The organism is Paenibacillus sp. D51F, from assembly GCF_053345695.1.
Genome location: NZ_JBKFAO010000001.1, coordinates 1 through 23,432, shown reverse-complemented (window position 1 = coordinate 23,432; position 23,432 = coordinate 1). Strand labels below are relative to the sequence as shown.

Sequence of the window (23,432 nt, the reverse complement as noted above, 5' to 3'; positions counted from 1 at the left end):
TTTAGCACAGCTTGCCTTCGTTGGGAAGGGAAATTTGGGAAGGCGGGAAGATATGAGCAAGGCATCGGAAGAAAAGGCCGAGACGGCAGAGGCTGGCAAATGGGATCCAAAGCGGGTTCATCGAGAGGAAACAGCCGGGTCGCCGGGACAAGGCGATGAACGGAGCGGAACGTTCCAGGGCGCAGAAGGGAGTACGCTCTTGTCTGTCGCCGGCCTCGTCGTCTACCCCGAGGCTCCTGAGCAGTTGGAACCGCTTCTTCAAGGCATTACGATGCAGATCAGGCAGGGGGAATGGGTTCATATCGTAGGGGCCAACGGAAGCGGAAAATCGACCCTGCTGCGCAGCCTGGCCGGCCTCGGCAGAAACCCGCAAGCGGAGATGAGCATTACCCGCATGCTGCCTTCGCCTTTTGATGCCAGGCCGCTGCCAGTCGTCCTCCAGCAGCCTGAGGCCGCCATAACGGGGTCAACGCCTTGGGAAGACCTCGTCATGGCTTTGGAATATGCAGGAATGAACGGAGCGGATATCATTCCGAAGGCGGAGGAGGCGCTGGCCGAGCTTGGCCTGTCCGCCTTGATGCACGTTCCCGTATCCACCCTCTCGGGAGGGCAGAAGCAGCTGCTCGCGGCAGCCGGAGCGCTTGCAGCCGGCTCTCCGGCCATGCTGTTCGACGAAGCGGCGTCGATGCTGGACAACGATTCGGCCCGCCTGCTGATGAGGCATGCCCGCGCCATGCAGAGACGAGGCATCGCGATCGTATGGGTGACGCAGAATATGGACGAGCTTGAAGCCGGAGACCGGGTTTTTGCACTCAAAGACGGAAGAATGGTATGGAAAGGGAGCTCGGAATGCTTTTTCAGCCCGCTGGCTTCCGGAAAATCGCCTTGTCGTCTTGCGGGTCTGGAAGCCCCTTTCGCCGCGCGGACGGCCATGGAATTGAACGCCCTCGGCTTCGGCATGGACGCCATGCCGTTGAACGCAGACGAGCTCGCGGAAGCATGGAGCGCGCATGGAACGGCTTCGGCTTCCCATGCCTTCCGGGCTGCTCCCTCTGCTGTCGTCCCGGGGAGTTTGCCCTCATTGGAAATGCTGAAGCTGCGGTCCGTTCCCCGGGACTTGATTCTCAGCGAAGCCGTTCCGAAAATTTCCGGAGCGGACGGAAGCCGCAGCTTCTCGGCATGCTTTCGCGGGGGCAAGCTGACGCTGCTCGTCGGAAGCAACGGATCGGGAAAATCGACGCTGCTGGAAACTGCCGGAGGTGTCCGGCCGCTGGCGTCAGGGTTGATTCGGCTCGGAGAAGAGCCGCTCTGGAGCGGCCGGCGTCCGAACCGCGACGTCCTGCTGTCGCTGGGTATTGCTCTGCAGCAAGCCGAGACGCAATGGTTCGCCAAAAGCGTGAAGGAGGAGCTTCATTATTCCGCGAAGCCTTACAGGCTCGCCGAAGAGGAGAGGAGCCGGAGGATCGGCGAAGCGATGGAAGCTGCCGGTCTGGACGCGGAGCTGCTGGAAAGGGATCCTTGGACTCTCAGCGGCGGGCAGCAGCGGAGGCTGGCGCTCGCCTGCATCGTTATGGGGAGGCCGGAGTGGCTGCTGCTGGACGAGCCTTCGGCCGGGCTGGATGCCGAAGGCACGGAGCGGCTATGCTCCATTCTGCAGGCGCACCGCGTTGCGGGGGGCGGCGCCGTCGTTGCCGCCCACAGCCTCGACGCGCTGCTGCCGATCGCGGACGAGGTCGCCATCATGGAAGGCGGCGTTGTCCGCGAGGTCATGGCGGCATCCCGCTATGCCCGTTCGATCGCCTGGGAAGCCGGAGCTCCGCAGGCTTTGCAGGCTGCCGCCTGTTTCGGGCTGCTGGAAGCCGACTCCATCCCGTGGCTCAGCCCGTCAGAGCTGGCTGGACGGCTTGCTTTCCAGAACCCGGCAGTTTCTCCGGAGAGAGCTTCCAAGGGCAAGAGAGAGAACATGCAAGGAACAGATCTTGCAGACACTCGGGAAGATCAAGCCGAAGATCAGGCAGCGAGACGTACCGACGATGTGGAACAGTCCGGGCAAGGGGCTCGAACTAACACTCTGGAACAGTCCGGGAAAAAGGCTCGAACAGAGATTCGAGAAGCGGATCGGAAAGAGAGGGAAAGTAAAGACAAAGGGAGTACGATCGATCCGCGCGCTCTTATCGCCGCGTATCTGATGGTCGCCGCAGGCGTCCTTTCCCAGAAAAGCTGGCTTGGAATCGGGGTGTCCTTGGCATTGGCGCTGGCCATCCTCGTTCCGCTGCGTTCCTCTCTCCAAATCTACGCAGGAGCCGTGAAGGGCTACGGCGTATTCGTGCTGACGCTGGCAGCCGTTGCGGGCATCAGCTTCGCGCCGCTTCAATTCCAATGGGAGCCTGCGGCGGACATGCTGCTGAGGATGCTGCGGCTCATGCTGGTCATGCTGATCGGCTTGCCGCTGCTCGCCCTGCTGCAGCCGTTCCGGCTGCAAAAGGCAGCGGACCAGCTGCTGGCTCCGCTGGCCAAAGCCGGGTTGCCTGTTGCCCGCATCACCCTTCCGATCAGCCTGCTGTTCCGTTTCATTCCCATGCTGGCCGAGGAATGGCAGCGTTATGCGATGATCGGGGCTGCCAGAGGGAAGTTCGCGAGCCGTCCCGGCCGCGTGCCTCCTTCCATGCTGTATCGGGCAGCTGTGCCGTACATGCTGTCGATCCTCAGGCTTGGGGACAGGGCTGCTGATGCGCTTGAAGCCAAAGGGTTCGGGGCGGGAGACGGCGTAAAAAAATCCGCATTCAAGCTGCGGCTGTCGATGCGGGACGGACTGGTGATGGCGGCTGGCGCCATCCTGTGGGGAGGACTCCATATACTCGCCCGGATATAGGAAAAACGCGTTTAAAAGGGGTATACACCCGACCTGAGATCGCGGATAATGGAGCATAATGGCAGAGGCCCATCAAGGCCTCCGTCCGGCATCCGAGAGAGAAGCGAAGGTGTTCATAGTGGAAGAAAGAGGGCGAAGTTCAAGAGCCCGCCTATTGAAGTTCGGCATGGTCATGAGTCCGCGCGTTTGGCTGAATGCCAGGATCGACCTTGCCGCAGCCTGCCTGTTCAGCCTGTTCAATGTCGTCATGAACCAGTTTTACCTGCTGTTCGCCCTCAAGCAGGGAGCATCCGATCTTCAAGCCGGCTTGCTGGCTGCCGCTCCGGCGATCGGCCTTGTATTATCCCCGTTATGGGCCTCCCTCGTCGAGAGGAGCGGCCGGCCGATGCCTTTCGTCGTGCTGCCCAACCTGATCGGCAGGCTGCTGCTGTTTCTTCCTGCCTTGTTCCCGGAGCCGGGCGTATACGTCGCGGCAGCTGTGATCTTCCAGCTGCTCATGGGCATCCAGGCGCCAGCCTACGCCTCCCTCATCTCGCAGGTCTATCCTTCCGAGCTGAGAGGCCGGCTGATGGGGTACGTCAGGATGGCTGCAGGGGCGGTCACCATCCCGCTGGCCTATCTCGTCGGCATCTGGGCGGATGCGTCGGGGCCATCCGGCCCGCTTATTGCCGCTTCCGTCATGGGCGTATCGTCCATTCTGCTCTTCAATACGATGAAGCTCCGCAAGCAGCCGCCGCGAGCGGTGCCGCCGGCGCGCTTCAGCTTCCGGTCCCAGTGGGAGCTCGTGCGCTCGAACCGTCCGCTGGCCGTGTTCCTCCTCGCGACGACTTTTGCCGGATTCGGCAACATGCTGGCCAATCCGCTGTACCAGATCGTGCAGGTGCAGGTGCTGAATCTGACGAGCACGGAAGCGGGCTATGCGCGGGTCGCCTATTTTGCAGCGCTGCTGCTCACGTATTTGATCGCCGGCAGGGTGCTGGACCGATTCGATATCCGCCATACGCTGTTATGCGGCATATGCGCTTACGCGGTCGTCCCGATGCTTTACGGCTTATGGGGTACATACGAGGCGGTCATCGTCGGCAACGCCGTGCAAGGAGTCGGGGAAGCGATATGGGATATCGGCATTCTCGCTTTCGTGTTCCGTCTGGCTCCCGGTCGCGAAGGAACCGTATTCGGCCTCCATCTCATGCTGTTCGGCATCCGGGGGTCGATCGGACCGCTGCTCGGCACGGCTTTCTCGGGCCAGCTCACGCTAATGCTGCTGATCGCATCCGCCTGCGGATGGATCGGCACGCTGCTCTTCTTTGCCGGCAGCCGCGACAAGGCCGGGCCGGATTTGCCGCAATCCGCAAGCCTCCGCGGATGAGTTGCGGACGGCTTCAAGGGCGCTTGACCGCTTCATCCGGATTGTTCCGCCGCGCGCAGACGCGGCTTTTTTTTATCCGGGTTAACGGCCGGCTTTCCTCAGACGGCCATCTTTTTCTCGATCAATGACCTTAATCATCCAGAGGCCGGGGAGGGCGGCCGTCCTGATCCAAGAAACTTTCGGAGCCGTCCTGTCGTCAATGAATCAGATCCTATCGCTTGCCGTCGACCTATGGGCATGACGGCAAGCCCGGAAGGAGAACCGATATGCCTGACGTTCCGTCCATCCCTCAGGGCGATCTGCAGCCGCCCGGCAAGCGCCGGCGCTTGGCAGAGATGTTCCTTACGCTCCTGGTCGCAGCTCTTGCCTCGCTGCTGCTTCAGCAGTTCGCTTTCGCGCAGACGGAAGTGCGCAACATCAGCATGCAGACGACTCTTACGGAAGGCGAGAGGCTGGTCGAGAACAAGCTGGCCTATCGCTTCGGGAATCCCCAGCGAGGGGATATCGTCATCATCCATGGACCGGAAAGCCCTCTCAGGCTGGTGAAGAGGGTGATCGGACTGCCCGGCGACCGTCTGGATTTCCGGGATGGATCCGTGTATCTCAACGAGGCCGTGCTGACGGAGCCTTACGCCAAGGGGGCGACTTTCCCGGAAGGATTGAGGCTTCCGTACACGGTGCCGGAAGGGACGGTATTCGTCATGGGAGACAATCGCGAGCATAGCGAGGACAGCAGGGATCTGGGGCCGATCCGCAGGAGCAGCCTGGAGGGCAAGATCGTATTCCGGCTGTGGCCGCTCGGCAAGGCTGGACCTTTGGACTGAAGCCTGAGCCGAGAAGGCTCTTGTCGAAAGGAAAGAGGAGCAATGGAAATCCTGTTCATTCGCTATCACCGAAGGGAGGCGCTCATGCCGTTCACTTTTTCCCATCCGCTCTACGCCGCGCCGCTGCGCCGGCTTGTACCCGCCTTGAGCTTGAGTGGGCTCGTTCTAGGCAGCATGATCCCGGACATGGAATATTTCATCGCCATGAACTCCTATCGTAGCATCGGACATTCGCTGACAGGATTTGTATGGATGGGCATACCATTGAGCCTAGCTTTCCTATCGGCTTGGCAGAACATTCTGAAGCCTGTCCTGCCGAAGCTTCTGCCATCCTTGGGCGGCGTCGACCGATATGCCGAAACGCTGCTTGGACGCCGTGATTGCACTCCGGGAAGCGCCGCAGGCTGGGCACTCTTTTTTTTGTCCTTGTTCATCGGCTTCTGGTCGCATCTCTTCGTCGACGGGATGACGCATACGAGCGGATGGCTGGTTACGAGGCATCACTCGCTGTACCGGCTCGAAGCGGGGCTCCCCTTGTATAAATGGCTGCAATACGGGCTGTCATTCCTCGGCTTGCTGCTGCCCGGCCTTTGGCTGCTCGTGGATTACATCCGCTGGTACATGAAGGAAGGCCGCCGCCGCAAGAGAAGCAAGCCGGCTCGGAAATGGGGGGCGACAGCGGCGGCCGCAGCCGCCGGATTCCTGCTGATGGCAGGCAAGATCCTCTTCGAGCCGAGGGCGGACAATATCGTCCTGTGGCTCGTAGCCGGCTGTTCCTCGGCCCTCTTCGGCTTGTTCGTCGCGGGAGTGCTGTCTGCCGGAGCGGAGAGCAAGCGGCTGCCTGCCGCCATGATGGGGCTGCTGCTGCTCGCTGCCGTGATTGCCGCCTTCAAGGGCTATCGGATGGCCGCGGATCTGAATCCGGGCAACCAAGGGCAAGGCACCGCCGCTTGGCTGCTGTACATATGGCTGTTCTCCCTGGGGGTATGGCTGCTGTCCCGAATCGGAGGGAGCGGCATGGTCCGCGCCGAACACAGAGGCGGCATCCGCATGTCCCGATAGTCCATGAATGTATTCGCCGGGAGCTGCTCCCGGCTTTTTGCCGCTTCCATTTTCTATTGTGCTCGTATTGAAAAGGCTCTCGCCATCCATCCATTCTTTCAAAGCCCGCAGGAAATTCAGCTCGGAAAACTCCATAACGGGATGTATTCAAGCGAGAATTAATAATTTTGTAAGAAATGGCACCCTAATGGTTTAGATCTATCCGTTAGAATGAACATTGATGCTGCCGCAGCCGGCGCCGGGAAGGAGGATCGCCATGTCGATCCGTTTCAAGCTGATGCTGTCCTACATTGCCATGGCTGCCGTTCCTCTCGTGCTGATGACTGCGGTCATGTCGTTCATGCTCTATATGATGGGTTATCAGGATTTGCGCGATTTCTTTGAAAAAAACAGGGACAAGGAGTACGGGCAAGCCGTCCAGTTCGGCGAGCTGTGGTACGTGCTTCAGCATGATTCCGGCAAGCTGCTGGACGATGGCTATCTCAAGCAGCTCGACGGCCGGATGAACGAGGTCCTGAGCGGCTTCGTTCTGCAGAAGGACGGAGCGATCGCCTATTCCTCGTCGCTGGCCTTGGAGAGCGGACAGCCGGAGAAGCTTCTCCGTCAGAACGGGGATAAGCACGATCCGTTGACGATCGGCTCGTACAGCTACGAGGTGTTCCATGCAGGATTCACTTATCCGGACGGAACTCCGGGCAAGGCGGCGATGTTCAGGCTGAGCGAGGCCATACCGGTATTTTGGCGGCCGCTGATCACGATGCTGCTGCTGCTGGCCGTCGGCCTGATGAGCGCTCTCATGGCGCTGATCGTCTCCCGTTCCATTACCCGGCCTCTTTCGCGCCTCAAAAATGCGGCTCTTTCCCTCAAGGAGGGCAATCTGGAGCCCGTTCCGCTTCCGGCAGGCAACAACGAGATCGGCCAGGTAGGAACGGCTTTCGAGGAGATGCGCAGCCGCCTGAAGCTGACGATTCAGCAGATGCAGCAGTACGAGGAGAACCGCAAGATGCTGCTGTCCCACATCTCCCATGATCTCAAGACTCCGATTACGGCAGTCCGAGGCTATGTGGAGGGCTTGCTGGACGGAGTCGCCGACACGCCGGAGAAGCAGGAGAGATATCTCCGGACCGTATTCCGCAAAGCGAAGGATATGGACAGGCTGATCGACGAGCTGTTCCTCTATTCCAAGCTGGATCTACACAAGGAGGAATTCCTGTTCCGGCGAATCGATCTCAAGGTTTTCCTGCGGCATTACCTGGAGGAAAAAAGCTTCGAGCTCGAGAAATCGGGCATCCTGCTCTCGGCGCATATCGGCGATGAGCACAGTCCGATGCATGTCATGGCCGATCCGGAAAAGCTCGGCAGAGCGCTGGACAACATGCTGGACAACAGCGCCAAGTACATGTCGCTCGCGAGCTCGGATGAACGGAAGGTCGTCTTGAGACTTGAAGCGGCAGCAGAGGCTGCCGATATCATCATCGAGGACACCGGGCCAGGCATCGACGAGGAGGCTCTGCCCTTCGTGTTCGACCGCTTCTACCGGGCGGAGATGTCCCGCAATCCGGAAACCGGCGGCAGCGGCCTCGGGCTCGCTATCGTCAGGCAGATCGCGGAAGGACACGGCGGCGCCGTCACGGCGCGCAACAGGGCGGAGGGGGGCGCGGCGTTCATGATGCGGCTGCCTCTGGAAACGGCCGGCTCCAAGGAGGCGAAACCATGAAACGCGTGTTGATCATCGAAGACGAAAGCTCCATAGCGGAATTGCAGCGCGATTACCTGGAGAGCCACGGATTCGAGGCGGATATTGAGCAGCGGGGAGACACCGGTCTCGCACGCGCGCTCCAGCATCCCTACGATCTCGTCATCTTGGATCTGATGCTGCCCTTCGCGGACGGATTCGAGATTTGCCGCAGGCTGCGCAAGGAAAAGGATGTCCCGATCCTCATGATTTCCGCCAAAAAAGAGGATATCGATAAAATCCGCGGCCTCGGGCTTGGAGCGGACGATTATATGACCAAGCCGTTCAGCCCCGGCGAAATGGTGGCGAGGGTGCAAGCCCATCTGTCCCGCTACGACCGGCTGACCGGCAAGGCGACGCCCGCCGAAGGAGAGAGGCTGCGCATCCACGGGCTGCTCATCGACAAGTCCGCCCGCCAGGTGTTCGTCAATGGGGACGAGGCCGCTCTGACGAACAAGGAATACGAGCTGCTCCTGCTGCTCGCCTCCCATCCGGGCCGCGTATTCGGCAAGGAGGAGCTGTTCGAGAGAGTATGGGGCCTTGACTCCATCGGGGACATCGCCACCTTGACGGTGCATGTCCGCAGGCTGCGGGAGAAGATCGAGGAAGTCCCCTCCGAGCCCAAATTCATCGAGACGGTGTGGGGCATCGGCTACAGGCTGAGGGCGTAACGCGGCTGGCCGCCGCTGCACCGCATAGAGAGAAATCATACGAATAGAGGAGTGAATCCAGGTTGAAGAGCATAATCCGATTTTCGATCAACAACAAATTCGCGTTGTGGCTGATGACGCTGATCGTGGTGTTCGGCGGGGTCTACGCCGGGACCAACATGAAGATGGAGACGCTGCCCGACATTACGGTGCCGATCGTAACCGTCACGACGGTCTATCCGGGCGCCTCGCCGGAGGAAGTGCTTGAATCCGTCACGAAACCGGTCGAGCAGGCGACCCGCAATCTGGATGGAGTGAAGGAGGTCAGCTCCACTTCTTACGAGAACGCTTCTTCCATCGTCATCGAGTACGGCTTCGGCAAAGACATGGAAAAGGCGCAGCAGGAAGTGAGCGAGGCTCTGAGCAGCCTGAAGCTCAAGGATGGCGTCCAGGATCCATCCGTATCGAGGCTGAGCCTCAATGCATTCCCGGTGACATCCCTCAGCATCTCGAGCAGCAAAGAGAATCTGGCCGCGCTGACCAAAACGGTCGAGAACGATATCGTTCCGGAGCTCAAAGGCTTGGAAGGCGTCGCATCGATCCAAATCTCCGGCCAGCATGTCGAAGACGCGGAGCTCAGCTATAAGGCGGATGAGCTGGCCAAGTACGGCCTGACGCCGGAATCGGTCCAGAATGCGGTCAAAGCGGCTGCCGTGAACGTTCCGCTCGGCATCTTCACCTTCGGCAGCTCGGAGAAATCGATCGTCGTCGACGGGCAGATCATGACGGCGGACGATCTCTTGAACATCGAAATTCCGTTGATTCCTTCGGCAGCAGGCGCCGGAGCGGGTGCAGGTGCGGGCGCCGGGGCGGGTGCAGGTGCTGGAGCAGGTGCCGAAGCCGGCGGCGCTGGCCAAGCTGCGCCGGGCCAAGGAGCTGCAGCTTCCCAAAGCGGCGCGGCTGCGCCGGGCGGCATCACGCTGCCGACCGTCAAGCTGAGCCAGGTGGCCGACGTCGCCGTTACGGGCAAGGCCGACTCCATTTCCCGGACGAACGGCAAGGACAGCATCGGCGTGTCCATCGTCAAAGCGGCCGACGCCAATACGGTCGACGTCACGGATGCCGTCAAATCCAAGATGGATGAGCTGACGGCCAAATACGACGGAATTACTTCCACGATAACGCTCGACCAGGGCAAGCCGATCAAGGACTCGGTGGAGACGATGCTCACGAAAGCCATTCTCGGCGCGGCATTCGCGATCCTCATCATCCTGCTCTTCCTGCGCGACATCCGTTCGACGATCATCTCGGTCGTCTCGATTCCGCTGTCGCTGCTGATCGCCGTGCTCGTGCTGCAGGAGTTCGACATCACGCTGAACATCATGACTCTCGGCGCCATGACGGTGGCGATCGGGCGGGTCGTGGACGATTCCATCGTCGTCATCGAAAATATATACCGGCGGATGGCGATGTCCAGCGAGAAGCTGACCGGCCGGGAGCTGATCATCTCAGCGACCAGGGAAATGTTCGTCCCGATCGCGGCGTCCACGATCGTTACGATCGCCGTATTCCTCCCGCTAGGATTCGTATCGGGCATGATCGGCGAGATTTTCCTGCCGTTCGCCCTTACGATGGTATTCTCTCTGCTCGCTTCCCTGGTCGTCGCGGTGACGGTCGTTCCGATGCTGGCCCATATGATGTTCCGCAATGGTCTCAAGGGTACGAAGCATGAGGACAAGCCGAGCCGTCTGGCCAACGGATACAAGCGTGTCCTGCGCTGGTGCCTCGACCATAAAGGACTGTCGTTCGGCGCTGCCGTATTGCTTCTCGTAGGCAGCTTGTTCCTGACGCCGCTTATCGGAGTCAGCTTCATCTCGAGCGGCGGAGACAACTCCATGATCATTACCTACAATCCGGCTCCGGGAGAGACGGCCGAGGATGTGGAAGGGTATGCGACGACTGCGGAGAAGGAGATCATGGGCCGCGAAGGCGTCGAGATCGTCCAATATTCCATCGGCGGCAGCAACCCGTTCAGTCCGGGCGCTTCCAAGCAAGCGCTGTTCAATATCCGCTACAACAGCGACTTCAAGCATTTTGAGGACGAGAAGAAAGCCGTCGTCGAGCTGCTGCAGAAAAACACGAGCGAAGGCGAGTGGAAGCAGCAGGACTTCGGAGGCGGCGGCCTCGGCGGCAGCAGCCTGACTGTCACGGCCTACGGACCGGACATGAAGGAGCTGGAGCCGGTCGTGTCCGAGATCAGCGACAAGCTGAAGTCGGTCGCCAACCTGTCGAACGTGGACACGAGCCTATCGAAAACGTATGAGCAGTACCGAATCGCCGCCGATACCAAAAAGCTGAGCCAGCACGGCCTGTCCGCCGGCCAGCTTGCGATGGCGCTTAGTCCGGTGCGCGAGCAGCCTGTCTTGACGACCATCGAAAAGGATGGCGAGAAGCTGAACGTGCATGTCAAAACAGAGGTCAAAACCTATGCGGACAAAGCAGCCCTTGAAAACGCCTTGATTCCGACTCCGCTCGGCGGCACCGTCAAGCTCGGCGACGTCGCGACGATCGAGGAAGGCACCACGCCGAATACGGTCACCCGCAAAGGCGACCGCATTTATGCCAGCGTGACGGCCGATGTCACCTCATCCGACATCAGCAAAGCTTCCAAGGACGTGCAGAAGGTCATTGACGAGCTCAAGCTTCCTTCCAATGTCGACGTCGAGATGGGCGGAGTGACCGAGGATATCGGAGAATCCTTCAAGCAGCTCGGACTCGCGATCGCCGTTGCGATCGCCGTCGTCTACCTCGTCCTCGTCATTACATTCGGCGGCGCGCTGACGCCGCTGACGATTCTGTTCTCGCTTCCGTTCACCGTCATCGGCGCCTTGGTGGGCCTGCTCATCGCCAAGGAAACGATCAGCGTCACCGCGCTTATCGGCATGCTCATGCTGATCGGCATCGTCGTCACCAACGCGATCGTGCTGATCGACCGCGTCATCCACATGGAACGCGAAGGAATGAGCGTCCGCGACGCGCTGCTTGAAGCAGGCGGAACAAGGCTGCGTCCGATTCTGATGACCGCTATCGCTACGGTCGGGGCTTTGCTCCCGCTGGCGTTCGGCTTCGAATCCGGCGCGCTGATCTCCAAAGGGCTTGGAGTCACCGTCATCGGCGGCTTGACAAGCTCCACGCTGCTGACGCTGATCATCGTTCCGGTCGTCTACGAGTTCCTGAACCGCAGGCGCGCCAAGCGCCAGCGCAGCGGCTCGCTGGAGACGGCGGCCGAATAAAGCTTCTCCCGAATCCTGCCCCTCGAGGGCAGGATTCTTTTTTTGGATATCGCGTGCAGGCGGCGGCGACACTACGGGGAGTGACTTTCCATCGGACGCACAAGGAGGAAATCCATGCAAGGGAAATCAATGAAGGCCATTACGAGCTGGAAGGGGAGCTGGAGGAGTACCGCTTCAAGCTCGTCCTGCAGCCTCGTCCCGGCTTGCCTGCAGCTGTCCGGTGTCGGTAACGGTTGCCGGCGATCGCCTCGCAGGGGTAAAATGGGAAGAGACCGGCTTATGAGCCAGCTTGCAGCAAATAATCCGAAAAGGGGATGCCGATATGCTGATCACGACGACACCGACGATTGAAGGAAGGCCGATTCAGGAGTATTCCGGAATCGTGAATGGAGAAGCGATCATGGGAGCGAACGTCGTCCGTGATTTTCTCGCATCCATCACGGATGTGGTAGGAGGGCGCTCCGGCGCTTACGAGGGCAAGCTGAAGCAGGCCCGCGACATCGCCATCGAGGAGATGCGGCAGCAGGCTGCCAGACTCGGAGCCAATGCCATCGTCGGAGTCGATCTCGACTATGAAGTCGTCCGCGACGGCATGCTGATGGTCACCTGCAGCGGAACTGCCGTAAGGATCCCATGAGCTTCCTGCACTGGCTGGCCGACGAGAAGATCAAGCTAGCCATCAAGGACGGCGAATTCGACGACCTCAAGGGGATTGGCAAGCCTCTCGATCTAGATGACCTCTCCCACATTCCGGAAGAGCTCAGAGCCGCATATCGGGTATTGAAAAATGCCGGAATCGTGCCTGAAGAGGTGCAGCTGAACAAGGATATCGCGACACTCGGCAGCCTGCTTGCGATGTGCGGCAGCGACGAGGAGCGGACGAGCCTGCAGAAGGAGCTGTCCGCCAAGAGGCTGCGGCTGCAGTCGCTGACGGGGTCGAGGGGATGGGACCATCTGCAGGCATATGCCGACTACAAGGACAAAATTCAAGCGAGACTGGAAGGGGAACAGCGGCATGAGCGCTGAGATCACGACGGAGGAACTGCAGCATTTATTGGAGACGGGAGAAACCCCGCGCCTGTTCGATGTGCGCGAGGATGACGAATGGGAAGCGGGACATATTCCGCAAGCGCGGCATGTCGCGCTCTCCCGTCTGCCGGACAGCCTCGGGGAGCTTGACGGCGAAGGCCCGCTGCTGCTGATTTGCCGCAGCGGCGGCCGCAGCAGCCGGGCATGCGAATACTTGCAGGCGCTCGGCTACGATGTCGTCAACGTTCAGGGCGGGATGCTGGCCTGGAACGGAAGCATCGTCGAAGGCGAATAGGAGTCAATCGGAAAAGGCCTTTCCTGGGCGATCGGGAAAGGCCTTATTTCATGATATTATTCCTCTTCCGCAGCGGTTGCGCGATTGCGGCCTTCGGCCTTGGACTTGTAGAGGGCGCTGTCCGCACGCGAGATCATTTCCTCGCGGCTCCAAGCTTCTCCGCGATTGCTCGTGCAGCATCCGATGCTTGCGGTGATGCGCGGGGCGACGAGAGAGGATTCATGAAGGATGTCTGCGTCCTGGATGGCATCCAGAATCACATGCGCCATGCCGAGAGCTTCCGCGCGGTCGGAGTATGGAAGCAGGACCGCGAATTCCTCGCCTCCGTACCTGGCGGCGACACCTTTGCCGTCCCGGAGACAGCCGTCGATGAGCTGAGCGACCTTCTTCAGGACCAGATCGCCCTTCTGATGGCCGTATCGGTCGTTGTACAGCTTGAAGAAATCGATATCCAGCAGCAGCAGCGAGCATGGATGCCCCTTGAGGCGGGATTCCTGAAGCATGCCGTCGAGCAGCTCGTCGAATCTGCGGCGGTTCGAGATGCCTGTCAGTCCGTCGAGGTTGGTGAGCAGCGTCAGCTGCTCGTTCATGGCGCGGAGCTCTTCCTGGGATTCGACCAGGTCCTTCTGCTGCTTGACGAGCCGGACATACAGGCGGTTGACCTCGTAGATGATGGCGCAAATGAGCACGAGGGCGGACACGAGCGAGTTGAATCTGGACATGTACCAGCCGAACGTGTACCTGGAGCCGGCAGGCAAGGAGACGACGATGTCCATCAGAAACGCCAGGAGGGCGACGCTCAGCCAGAGGCTGAGGACGGTTTTTCCTTTTTTCATCCCTACAAGCAGGATCAGGGCAAGGACATTCAGCATCAGCATGAGCGGCTTGACGACGACGTTCGTGAGATGATTGAACTTGTTGTGCTGCACGAGCACCGGCAGGCTGTCATGGGCTGATGTCGTCACGACAGCGGCGGCCGCGACGAGGATGAGGATGCCGGAAGTCAGCATGTAAGCCCACAGCCTGTTCCGGCTCTGTTCGACGGGCCGCTTCTCCCAGCGGTCGGCGAGCAGATAGGAGATGATGCCGGCAGGAAAGCCGGCATGCCAGCATACCCACAGCCAGGAGGAGGTCTGCGGGCCGGCGGACAGCATTCCATTTTCCGTGAAGACGCCGGGATACGTCAGGATATAGGGGATCATGATGAGGGCCGTGAACAGGTAGGTGCAGGCCAGAATAAGAATCGAGAGGTTGCCGATGGCTCTGTACTGGCTGTAGAGCAGATGGGCGGTGAGCAGGTCTCCGAACAGGAGCCAGGCGATGAAGGCGGGCAGGAAGGGCTTGACGACCGACAGAGAGAGATCGCCGAATGGCAGTGCCGCCGCCGAGATGAGAAGCAGCAGCAAAGTCGCCGAAATCGCGGCAGCATATTGCCTGCGGGTGGTGACGATCGTCAGCACTTGATTGGAATAGGGAAGCTGTTCGTTCATGGTCTTACTCCTCCGGGCTCGCTCATCCGGGTTGAATGGGGGCGCGTATATGGACTTCTGCATGGGATTCGCAAGCAGAGTTAGAACCTATATCGGCAGCAGTCCCGCAAATACTGAATCGGAAAGGAATGAAGGACCGGCGGCAGCCATATAGTTGATAGGGACGGTTCTATGAATCTAGCTATCGGCAAGGGAGGAGCGCCGGGATGAACGAAGGAACGACGGCCGCGCTGGATCTCGGCATCCAGGGCATGAGCTGCACCGCCTGCGCGGCAAGGATCGAGCGGGCGCTGGCCAAGATGGAAGGAGTGACGGAAGCTTCCGTCAGCTATGCATCCCGCATGGCCTGGATCCGGTATGAGGCCGGCAGGCAGCAGCCGGATGCCATCAAGGAAAGAGTCCGCCAGCTTGGCTTCGCGACATCCGAGCCGGGAGACCGGACAAGCCATATGAAGGAAATGGCGGAATTGCGGAACCGCTCGCTGCTGTCGCTGCTGCTGTCCGTTCCGCTCTTGTGGGCGATGGTCTCGCATTACAGCTGGCTGGGCGGCGTTCCGGTTCCGGCGCTGGTAGGCAATGCATGGGTCCAGCTTGCTTTGGCGACCATCATCCAGCTATGGATCGGGCTTCCTTTTTACCTCAACGCCTGGAGCGCGCTCCGCGAACGGACAGCCAACATGGACGTTCTGGTCGTGATCGGGACGTCATCGGCATATCTGTACAGCCATTATATCGTCTTCACCCAGGGAATCCGCGGCGCTGCCAGCGCAGGGGAAGGACATGGTGCTCTTCTTCCCGTCTACTTCGACACCGGGGCCATCGTCATTACGGCGGTGCTTCTAGGCAAATACATGGAATCCCGCTCCAGCGCCAGGGCGCTTCGCGAAAGCGACGGGTATGCCAAGCTGGCTTCGCGCGACGTCACGGTCCAAAGAGCCGATGAAATCAGCCGCATTCCGGCCGAAAGCGTCCGCGACGGGGACATCGTGCTCGTCGGTCCCGGCGAGTTGATTCCGGTGGACGGCATCGTCACCGGCGGCCAATCGGAAGCGGACGAGTCGCTGCTGACGGGAGAGAGCCGCCCGGTGCCCAAGCTTCCGGGCAGTCTCGTATGGGCAGGCACGTTCAATCGCGGCGATACGCTGCGAATCAGGACGGAGAAGACCGGAGAAGGCACGATGCTCAGCCGGATCGGCGCGCTGCTCCGCCAAGCCCAGGCAGCGAAGACGGGAATCCAGAAGAAGGTGGATGCCTGGTCGGCCCGGTTTGTTCCCGTCATGCTGCTGCTTGCCGCGCTGACGTTCGCAGGCTGGCTTCTCTCCGGCAGCAGCGACAGCCTGCGCAGCGCGATGCTGAGCGCGCTGTCGGTGCTGCTCGTCGCCTGTCCTTGCGCGCTTGGACTCGCGACGCCGATCTCTCTGGTCATCGCATCCGGCAAGCTGGCCCGCCAAGGGATTGTGCTGAAGGAGGCTGGCGCGCTGGAACGTCTGGCCCAGCTGGATACCGTCCTGCTGGACAAGACAGGCACGCTTACGGAAGGGCGTCCCGGCGTGACGGCCGTCCATGCTCCCGCTACCGGATTCGGCCCGGCTGCCGTGCTGCGCCTGGCGGCCGCGGCAGAAGGAGATTCGCGCCATCCTTATGCCCTGTCCATTCGAGGGGAAGCGCGCAAGCGGGGAATCGTCATTCCGGCCGTGGAGCAAGCTCTCGAATGGCCCGGATTCGGAGCGGCGGCGACCTGTACGGAAGGACGGGCCGCCATCGGGGGCAGGCAGCTCGCAGCGCAGGAGCGCTGGCAGGGCATGGGGGAAGCCGCTTCATTCGCGCAGGCGCGGGAGGAGTCCGGAGAGACGGTGCTGTTCGTCTCGCTGGAGGGTACATGCATCGGGGCGGTCGCGCTCGGCGATCGGCTCCGCCCATCATCGGCTCGTGCCGTCGAAGCGCTGCGGCATGATGGGCTGGAGCTTGTGCTCGCTACCGGAGACAGCTCCGGTCCGGCCGCCGCCGCGGCGCGCGAAGCCGGCATCCGCAAGGTGAAGTCCGGCATGCTTCCGGAAGGCAAGCTGGAGCTGATCCGCTCGCTCCAGAAGCAAGGACGCGTCGTGGCCATGGCGGGCGACGGCTGGAACGACGCTCCGGCTCTGGCAGCCTCCGACGCCGGATTCGCCATGGGCGACGGCACGGACGCCGCTCTTGACGCCGGGCATATTACGCTGCTGAGGCCGAGCCTGACCGGAATTCGGGACGCGATCGGAGTCAGCCGGCTGACGGTTCGCAATATCCGGCAGAATCTGGCGTTCGCGTTTCTTTACAATGCCGTCATGGTCCCGGTGGCTGCGCTCGGCCTGCTGGAGCCGTGGATGGCCGGCGCCGCGATGGCGCTCAGCTCGGTGACCGTCGTCGCCAATTCGCTGCGGCTGTCGGGAGGCATCAGCCGGCTGCTGTCGAACCGCTGAGGCGGAGGAGGCCGATTGGACCATGACTTTCAGGGGTAATATCATTCGGTTTGGAGCAGGCACGCCAGTCTATCGGCATTGAATCCCCTTTTGGGAAGGAGGAAGCGGCATGAAAACAGAGCACGCGGCGGGATATCTCATCTCCATCCAGACAGGCCGGCCGCAGCGTCTCGATTTAAAAGGGCGCTCGGTCTTATCCGCCATCAACAAGACGCCGCGCTCCGGCGCGGTGACGGTTCGCTTCCGCCAAGTCGACGGCGACTCCCAGGCAGAGCCTTCCGTCCACGGAGGTCCGGACAAGGCGGTGCTCATGTTCTCGGCCGACCGTTATCCTTATTGGGAGAACAAGCTCGGAATCGAAAGCAGGCCGGGTTTGTTCGGAGAGAACTTGACCGTGGCCGGCCTGCATGAAGAATTCGTGTGCATCGGGGACAAGCTGCGCATCGGAGCGGCCCTGCTGGAGGTGACGGAGCCCCGCCAGCCCTGCTACAAGCTGGGAGTGTGGCTGAATCAGCCAAAGCTTCCTCTATGGGTGAAGGAAACCGGGTATGGCGGGTATTATCTGCGGGTTCTGGAGGAAGGCGCGGTCGAGGCCGGCAACGCGGTCGAGCTGCAGCGGCATCCGCTGCAGGTGACGGTGAAGGAAGCCTTCGATGTCTTCTACGACCGATCTTCGAACTGGAGCGCCAAGGCGGAACGGGTGCTTGCCGTGGAAGCTCTCGGATCGGATTGGCGGCAGGCTCTGCGGAAGCGGTTTGAAAAAGGGGCTGTCGTCCTGCCCGTCGAGCTTCCGGAGCAGGCTTAGCGAACGTTTTCGCCGCATGGTTGATTCCTTCATTTTATGCGGCAGTCATTAGACCGCAGGTATGGTTACGGAATTGCGATCAGCCGCAGGTCCTCCTCGTGCACGACGACAGGCGTCGCGGGGACATTCTCCAGGCGGAAGGCCGGCGCCAGCTCGTGGGCGGCGAGGGCTTCCGGGCGGTCCTGCAGGCCGCTCCAGAAGGCGAGCAGGCCGACGACCGCTTCCGGCCTGGCGCCTGATTCCCGGATGGCGGACAGGGAGATGCCGCCATGGCGCTTGGCCAGCCGCTTGCCGTCCGGTCCCATCAGCAGCGGAACATGGGCGAACCGGGGAGGAGCGAAGCCGAGCGCTTCATAGAGCAGCAGCTGGCGGGGAGTGGAGTCCAGCAGATCGCTCCCGCGCAGCACATCGGTCACGCCCATCAGGGCATCGTCCACCGTTACGGCCAGCTGATAGCTGAAGATGCCGTCCGCCCGCCGGACGACGAAGTCGCCTCCTGCGCCCGGAGCCGTATGCTGATGTCCTGCGGCCAAGTCTTCGAACGACACGACGCGCCCGGCATCGACGGCCATCCTCAGCGAAGGCTCTTTGGCCTTGCCGCGCTCCTGCCTCTGCGCCTCTCCAAGATGCCTGCATGTTCCCGGATAGGCGGGGCCTTCCGACGAGAGGCCATGAGGAGCGCTGGCGACGGAGGCGAGCTCCGCGCGGCTGCAATAGCAAGGGTAGAGCATTCCCCGAGCCGCCAGCTTGTCCAGAGCTTCCCGGTAGAGAGGAAGCCGCTCGCTCTGCGTGTACGGTCCGCAGGCGCCGCCGATGTCCGGGCCTTCGTCCCAGTCGATGCCGAGCCAGCGCAGATCCGTCAGCGCCGCTTCCGCGTATTGTGATCTGGAGCGAGGGCCGTCGATATCCTCCATGCGCAGGATGAACGTTCCTCCGGCGGCTCGTATTTGCAGCCATGCCAGGAGGGCGGTCCTCGCATTGCCCAGATGCATAAGTCCTGACGGGGTCGGAGCGAATCTTCCGATTGTGACAGCCATTTCATCACTTCTCCTTGCCTTGCGTGCTTATGCCGTCAATTAAGGCGGCCAAGTCGGATTATGCTTGGTATAATAGCATTAGCCGCCGCGGTCGCACAATGGCAGGGAATGAATTCGGCCGAGCTGGATAAGGCTTTTTGAACCATAGCTTCGTATGCATGGCAATCAGGGCATGCCGGCAAGGCCCGGCGAGCAGTTGGAGTCAGACCTTGCCAAGGCCTGGCGTGCAGTTTAAATCGGCCATGCCAAGCAAGCTCTGGAGTTCATTGGAGCCAGGCATGCCAAGCAAGCTCTGGAGTTCATTGGAGCCAGGCATGCCAAGCAAGCTCTAGAGTTCATTGGAGCCAGGCGTGCCAAGCAAGCTCTGGAGTTCATTGGAGCTAGGCATGCAAACAAAATCATTTACATAGGAAACCGGGCCATTCCATACATAGAATTTTTCATCCTTGTTCATAGCCGGGATGCCAGCGGGCGAGGAAGGCCGGGAATGCCGGAGGAGGAAGCGGGAACAATGACCGATAAGAGCGCTGATTTCAACCGCCTGCCAGAAGCGGGAACGGACAGCGAGCTTCGAAGCCTGACGAAGCAGCTGGAGGAAGCGGAGCGCGCCGCAGCCGAGCTTGCCTTTCACGAGAAGCGCAGGGACAAGCTGCGCCAGGATATTTTCGCTATGGAGCGCAAAATTTTCGAGCTGGAGGATATCAGCCGCAAAGAGCATGAGGATGTGGAGCAGCTGTCCCGCCTTGGCTGGAGCGCGTTATGGCTCAAGCTGACGGGAGGTCTTGAAGAGCAGCGGGAGCTGGAGCGGCAGGAGGCGGCCGAGGCCCTGTTCCGCTTGAAGGAAGCCAAGGAGCAGCTGGACAGGTTGAAATCCGGACTTTCGGAAGTCGGCCTCAAGCTGGCGGAGTACATCGGCCCCGCCCGCATGCTTCCCGTCCTGAAGCAAAGGAAGGAGGAGCTGATCCGGCTGCGCGTTCCGGAAGCGAAGGAGGAGCTGGAGAGGCTGGATACGGAGCTGGCCGGGAAAACGAGCCTGCTGGCCGAGCTTCGTGAAGCATGTACGGCCTGCTCCGATCTGAACGGCAAGCTGCAGCAGGCGCTGTCCAGCCTCGAGTCGGCTTCCAACTGGGGCACCTACGATATGCTTGGAGGAGGCATGATATCCACGCATATCAAGCATCGGAGGATGGACGAAGCCCAGGAAGCTCTGGGGGCCGCACGCAGCGCAGCAAAAAGGCTGGAATCCGAGCTGAACGATCTTGGGCGCGAAGAAGCGTACCGCATTCCGGTCGGCAGCGGAGCCAGGCTGGGCGATTATTTGCTGGACGGATTTCTGATGGACTGGTTCGTGCAGAGCAAGATAACGGCTTCCAGGGAAAATACCCGCGAGCTGCTCGTCGAAACCCGCGCTCTGTACCGTTCGCTTGATGGGGACCGGACTCGTCAGGAGTCGGAGCTGTCCGCTCTCCAGCGGCAGCGGGAACGGCTGATCATGGAGGCCGGCCGGGGATAGAAGCTGCGGCTGAAAAGGCTGGAAGCGTGGATGCCAAATCAGGTAAAGCAGCAATGACTCACAAAAGCCGGAAGGCATATATCCCGAAAGCGGGATTCGCATAGAGAGGAATACACAGATGATTCGAGTCATGGCGATGGATGCGGCCAAAAAAGTGCATAAGAATATAAGCCTGGACGATCTCGATGCGATGGAGGCGGTGTGGTACTGGGTGGACATGGACCGGCCGAGCGCGGAGGAGATTTCCTTGCTGGACGAACGATTCCATTTCCATCCTCTGGCGATCGAGGACTGCCTTCACCTGCTGCAAAGGCCCAAAGTGGACCACTACGAGGATGTCCATTTCTTCGTCATGCATGCGCTTATTCCAGAGACGCTGCATGTCGACGAGGTGAATCTGTTTCTCGGATCGAACTACGCGGTGACGTTTCATTTTGCCCAGTCGCAAGAAGTCGACGAGGCCTGGGAGACGCTCGCCATTCATCCGAAGCATCCCGGCAAGGGCCATCTGCTCGCAGCCTACAGCGTGACGGACAAGCTGGTCGACCGGTATTTTCCCGCCGTATACGGCATCGAGGACCAGCTCCTCGACGCCGATCTCAACAGCTCCGGCTACTTGAAGCAATCCGGCATGGACGAGATCTTCACAATAAGGGCCAAGCTGCTGAAGCTGCGCAAGACGATAGTGCCGATGAGAGATCTGCTCTACCGCCTCACTTCCACGGAAGCTCTTCCGAGCTTCAAGGACTTCAAAGCGTTCTATCTGGACATCTACGACCATCTGCTGAAGCAGACCGAGACGCTGGAAGCCTGCCGCGAGATGACGGCCGACCTGCGCGACAGCTTCATGAGCTACAATTCCAATCGGATGAACGGCATCATGAAGACGCTCACGGTCATTACGACGATCTTCATGCCGCTGACCTTCATCGCAGGCGTGTACGGGATGAACTTCGTCAAGATGCCAGAGCTGGAGTTCCGCTACGGCTACTTCGTCGTGCTGGGAGCGATGGGGATGATAGCGCTGGCCATGTTCGCCTGGTTCAGGCGCAAGGGGTGGTTCGACTGAATGCAGACACCACAGAATTGCGGTTCATGCCTAAAAAATGTCCATGCTCGCCATCCATATCAAGCAAGGCGGCTTCATCCGCAAAGGAGCCTTTTTTCCATAACTTTGGAAGGTTAAGTCCTGAAAGGGGAACGGCTGGAATTCCTGGACTCTTGAATTTCTGGAGCGTTGAGCGGCTGAATTTTTTAGTTTTAAATTCTAAGCCTTGAAGGTTGAAGCCGTCCCGCCGGGGCGGCTTTTGTTGTCGGCGGCATGGAGGATGCATGACACGCCGCTGATAGGCATGCTGCGCCATGTGCGCCGCAAGCAGGGATTCGGCATTGCCGCCAGAATGCTCGGTTGACTCGAGATGGGAGAGAAGTCCGAGCCGACGGCTTGGCGCCGAAGGCTTCCGGTGTGGTAGAGTAGAGTCCGTACATCGCGATAGAAACCGGAGGGAATTCCATGGCAGAGGCAGATAGACTGCCCATAGACGAAGTGATGCCGGAGCTGCTGGAAGCGCTGGATTCCGGTACGCGCGCCGTGCTGGTCGCCCAGCCTGGAGCGGGCAAGACGACCCGCGTTCCGCTCGCCTTGCTGAAGAGCCGCTGGCTGGAAGGGCGCAAGCTGCTCATGCTGGAGCCGCGCAGGCTGGCTGCGCGCTCGGCTGCTGCGTACATGGCGCGCTTCCTCGGTGAGAGCGCGGGGGAGACGGTCGGCTACCGGGTCAGGCTGGAGACGAAGGTAGGCCCGGGTACTAGGATCGAGGTCGTGACGGAAGGCGTGCTGACTCGCATGCTGCAGGAGGATCCGGCTCTCGAGGCTTACGGGGCCGTCATCTTCGACGAGTTCCATGAGCGGCATCTCAGCAGCGATCTCGGTCTTGCCCTATGCCTGCAGTCGGCTTCCCTGCTGAGGGAAGACCTGAGGCTGCTCGTCATGTCGGCGACGCTTGCGGCAGGGAAGGTGTCGGAGCTTCTCGGAGGAGCGCCGGTCATTCTCAGCGAAGGGCGCCAATATCCGGTCGAGACGTTCTACCGGCCGCGAGGAAGCAGCTCCAGGCTGGAGCAGGATGCTGCCGCAGCCGTGATGGAAGCGCTGCGGCAGCAGGAGGGCGACGTGCTCGTCTTCCTGCCGGGCATGGCCGAGATCCGGAGGACGGGAGACGCGCTGCGCCGGATGGGCTTGCCGGAGGGAACGGCTCTGCGCCAGCTGCATGGAAGCATGCCGCTGCGCGAGCAGGACGACGCCGTCGCGCCATGCCCGCCGGGGAGCCGCAAGATCGTGCTGGCGACCGGCATCGCCGAGTCCAGCTTGACCGTTGCAGGCGTGCGCGCGGTCGTGGACGCGGGCCTTGCGCGCGTGCCGAAGTTCTCGCCGCGCACGGGCATGACGCGGCTGGAGACGGAGCCGGTATCGCGCGCCTCCGCCGATCAGCGGCGCGGCCGGGCTGGCCGCACGGCGCCTGGAGCTTGCTGGCGGCTGTGGGGCGAGGAAGCGCATCGCCATTTGCCGCCTTTCGCCACGCCGGAGCTGATGGAGGCGGATCTGGCTCCGCTTGCGCTGGAGCTGGCGGCCTGGGGTGTCCATGATCCCGCCGAGCTGGACTGGCTCGACGAGCCGCCGGCCGCTGCCTATGGGCAAGCCTGCGAGCTGCTGCAGCGGCTCGGCGCGCTCGCGGACGACGGGCGGATCACGCCGCATGGCCGGCGGATGGCCGCGCTCGGCGGCCATCCGCGCCTCGCGCATATGGCGCTTGCCGCCGCCGGGCTCGGCTGGGGCGACGCCGCCTGCGAGCTCGCCGCGCTGCTCGGCGAGCGGGATCTGCTGCGCGGCGAGCGCAGCGCCGACCTGCGGCTGCGCCTTGCCGCGCTGCGCGCGGGAGCCCGCGGCGAAGGCGACGCGGCGCTCGCAGCCGCTGCGGCGAAGGCCGCGGCGGAAGCGCGCCAGTGGC

General features: G+C 61.2%; 18 protein-coding genes. 16 read left to right on the top strand and 2 right to left on the bottom strand.

Going from position 1 to position 23,432, the window contains the following annotated elements:
* Positions 1–52 precede the first annotated feature (52 nt).
* The 11 genes from ACLBWT_RS00090 (at position 53) to ACLBWT_RS00040 (ending at position 13,129) form a co-directional block, all read left to right on the top strand.
* A complete protein-coding gene (locus ACLBWT_RS00090) occupies positions 53–2,872 on the top strand; it encodes an ATP-binding cassette domain-containing protein (RefSeq protein ID WP_447661102.1) in 2,820 nt (939 codons plus the stop codon).
* A gap of 154 nt (positions 2,873–3,026) precedes the next feature.
* Positions 3,027–4,241: an MFS transporter gene (locus ACLBWT_RS00085; protein WP_447661101.1), complete on the top strand. Its 1,215-nt coding sequence runs from the start codon at positions 3,027–3,029 to the stop codon at positions 4,239–4,241.
* A 266-nt stretch (positions 4,242–4,507) separates the two neighbouring features.
* On the top strand, positions 4,508–5,065 hold the full coding sequence (lepB, locus tag ACLBWT_RS00080) for a signal peptidase I (RefSeq protein WP_447661100.1): 558 nt from the start codon (positions 4,508–4,510) through the stop codon (positions 5,063–5,065).
* A 42-nt stretch (positions 5,066–5,107) separates the two neighbouring features.
* Entirely contained in the window at positions 5,108–6,127 is a 1,020-nt protein-coding gene (locus ACLBWT_RS00075; protein WP_447661099.1) for a DUF4184 family protein, read from the top strand.
* A gap of 256 nt (positions 6,128–6,383) precedes the next feature.
* The gene (locus ACLBWT_RS00070; RefSeq protein WP_447661098.1) at positions 6,384–7,844 is read left to right on the top strand and encodes a sensor histidine kinase; all 1,461 of its coding nucleotides are present in this window, start codon (positions 6,384–6,386) and stop codon (positions 7,842–7,844) included.
* The gene (locus ACLBWT_RS00065) at positions 7,841–8,533 is read left to right on the top strand and encodes a response regulator transcription factor (RefSeq protein ID WP_447661097.1); all 693 of its coding nucleotides are present in this window, start codon (positions 7,841–7,843) and stop codon (positions 8,531–8,533) included. The genes ACLBWT_RS00070 and ACLBWT_RS00065 overlap by 4 nt, the downstream gene beginning before the upstream one ends.
* 62 nt (positions 8,534–8,595) lie before the next feature.
* Positions 8,596–11,805, top strand: a complete 3,210-nt coding sequence (locus ACLBWT_RS00060) for an efflux RND transporter permease subunit (protein ID WP_447661096.1) — start codon at positions 8,596–8,598, stop codon at positions 11,803–11,805.
* An 80-nt stretch (positions 11,806–11,885) separates the two neighbouring features.
* Positions 11,886–12,035, top strand: a complete 150-nt coding sequence (locus ACLBWT_RS00055; protein ID WP_447661095.1) for a hypothetical protein — start codon at positions 11,886–11,888, stop codon at positions 12,033–12,035.
* Positions 12,036–12,127: 92 nt separating this feature from the next.
* Complete coding sequence (locus tag ACLBWT_RS00050) at positions 12,128–12,442, top strand: YbjQ family protein (protein WP_447661094.1); 315 nt, start codon at positions 12,128–12,130, stop codon at positions 12,440–12,442.
* Complete coding sequence (locus ACLBWT_RS00045; protein ID WP_447661093.1) at positions 12,439–12,831, top strand: DnaJ family domain-containing protein; 393 nt, start codon at positions 12,439–12,441, stop codon at positions 12,829–12,831. The genes ACLBWT_RS00050 and ACLBWT_RS00045 overlap by 4 nt, the downstream gene beginning before the upstream one ends.
* The gene (locus ACLBWT_RS00040) at positions 12,821–13,129 is read left to right on the top strand and encodes a rhodanese-like domain-containing protein (protein ID WP_447661092.1); all 309 of its coding nucleotides are present in this window, start codon (positions 12,821–12,823) and stop codon (positions 13,127–13,129) included. The genes ACLBWT_RS00045 and ACLBWT_RS00040 overlap by 11 nt, the downstream gene beginning before the upstream one ends.
* Positions 13,130–13,185: 56 nt before the next feature.
* On the opposite strand, the gene ACLBWT_RS00035 is transcribed toward ACLBWT_RS00040, so the two are convergent.
* The gene (locus tag ACLBWT_RS00035) at positions 13,186–14,619 is read right to left on the bottom strand and encodes an MASE4 domain-containing protein (protein WP_447661091.1); all 1,434 of its coding nucleotides are present in this window, start codon (positions 14,617–14,619) and stop codon (positions 13,186–13,188) included.
* A gap of 206 nt (positions 14,620–14,825) precedes the next feature.
* Here ACLBWT_RS00035 and ACLBWT_RS00030 point away from each other — a divergent pair, with 206 nt between their 5' ends.
* A complete protein-coding gene (locus tag ACLBWT_RS00030) occupies positions 14,826–17,075 on the top strand; it encodes a heavy metal translocating P-type ATPase (protein ID WP_447661090.1) in 2,250 nt (749 codons plus the stop codon).
* Between the two features lie 109 nt (positions 17,076–17,184).
* Positions 17,185–17,880 (top strand): MOSC domain-containing protein, encoded by a 696-nt coding sequence (locus ACLBWT_RS00025; protein WP_447661089.1) that lies wholly within the window; start codon positions 17,185–17,187, stop codon positions 17,878–17,880.
* Positions 17,881–17,945: 65 nt separating this feature from the next.
* On the opposite strand, the gene gluQRS is transcribed toward ACLBWT_RS00025, so the two are convergent.
* Positions 17,946–18,917 (bottom strand): tRNA glutamyl-Q(34) synthetase GluQRS, encoded by a 972-nt coding sequence (gene gluQRS / locus ACLBWT_RS00020; RefSeq protein WP_447661088.1) that lies wholly within the window; start codon positions 18,915–18,917, stop codon positions 17,946–17,948.
* A 511-nt stretch (positions 18,918–19,428) separates the two neighbouring features.
* On the opposite strand from gluQRS, the gene ACLBWT_RS00015 reads away from it, so the two are divergent.
* The 3 genes from ACLBWT_RS00015 to hrpB form a co-directional block, all read left to right on the top strand.
* Positions 19,429–20,430, top strand: coding sequence for a hypothetical protein (locus tag ACLBWT_RS00015; RefSeq protein WP_447661087.1), 1,002 nt, complete (start codon positions 19,429–19,431; stop codon positions 20,428–20,430).
* 118 nt (positions 20,431–20,548) lie between these two features.
* Positions 20,549–21,499: a magnesium/cobalt transporter CorA gene (corA, locus tag ACLBWT_RS00010; RefSeq protein WP_447661086.1), complete on the top strand. Its 951-nt coding sequence runs from the start codon at positions 20,549–20,551 to the stop codon at positions 21,497–21,499.
* A gap of 444 nt (positions 21,500–21,943) precedes the next feature.
* Positions 21,944–23,432 (top strand): ATP-dependent helicase HrpB (gene hrpB, locus ACLBWT_RS00005; RefSeq protein WP_447661085.1); only part of this gene is annotated, 1,489 nt, incomplete at its 3' end.

Excerpts from the sequence above, each read along its gene's own strand:
- ACLBWT_RS00090 (WP_447661102.1), top strand. The coding sequence starts at position 53 with ATGAGCAAGGCATCGGAAGAAAAGGCCGAGACGGCAGAGGCTGGCAAA.
- lepB (WP_447661100.1), top strand. The coding sequence starts at position 4,508 with ATGCCTGACGTTCCGTCCATCCCTCAGGGCGATCTGCAGCCGCCCGGC.
- ACLBWT_RS00075 (WP_447661099.1), top strand. The coding sequence starts at position 5,108 with ATGGAAATCCTGTTCATTCGCTATCACCGAAGGGAGGCGCTCATGCCG.
- ACLBWT_RS00070 (WP_447661098.1), top strand. The coding sequence starts at position 6,384 with ATGTCGATCCGTTTCAAGCTGATGCTGTCCTACATTGCCATGGCTGCC.
- ACLBWT_RS00065 (WP_447661097.1), top strand. The coding sequence starts at position 7,841 with ATGAAACGCGTGTTGATCATCGAAGACGAAAGCTCCATAGCGGAATTG.
- ACLBWT_RS00050 (WP_447661094.1), top strand. The coding sequence starts at position 12,128 with ATGCTGATCACGACGACACCGACGATTGAAGGAAGGCCGATTCAGGAG.
- ACLBWT_RS00045 (WP_447661093.1), top strand. The coding sequence starts at position 12,439 with ATGAGCTTCCTGCACTGGCTGGCCGACGAGAAGATCAAGCTAGCCATC.
- ACLBWT_RS00040 (WP_447661092.1), top strand. The coding sequence starts at position 12,821 with ATGAGCGCTGAGATCACGACGGAGGAACTGCAGCATTTATTGGAGACG.
- ACLBWT_RS00035 (WP_447661091.1), bottom strand. The coding sequence starts at position 14,619 with ATGAACGAACAGCTTCCCTATTCCAATCAAGTGCTGACGATCGTCACC.
- ACLBWT_RS00030 (WP_447661090.1), top strand. The coding sequence starts at position 14,826 with ATGAACGAAGGAACGACGGCCGCGCTGGATCTCGGCATCCAGGGCATG.
- ACLBWT_RS00025 (WP_447661089.1), top strand. The coding sequence starts at position 17,185 with ATGAAAACAGAGCACGCGGCGGGATATCTCATCTCCATCCAGACAGGC.
- gluQRS (WP_447661088.1), bottom strand. The coding sequence starts at position 18,917 with ATGGCTGTCACAATCGGAAGATTCGCTCCGACCCCGTCAGGACTTATG.
- ACLBWT_RS00015 (WP_447661087.1), top strand. The coding sequence starts at position 19,429 with ATGACCGATAAGAGCGCTGATTTCAACCGCCTGCCAGAAGCGGGAACG.
- corA (WP_447661086.1), top strand. The coding sequence starts at position 20,549 with ATGATTCGAGTCATGGCGATGGATGCGGCCAAAAAAGTGCATAAGAAT.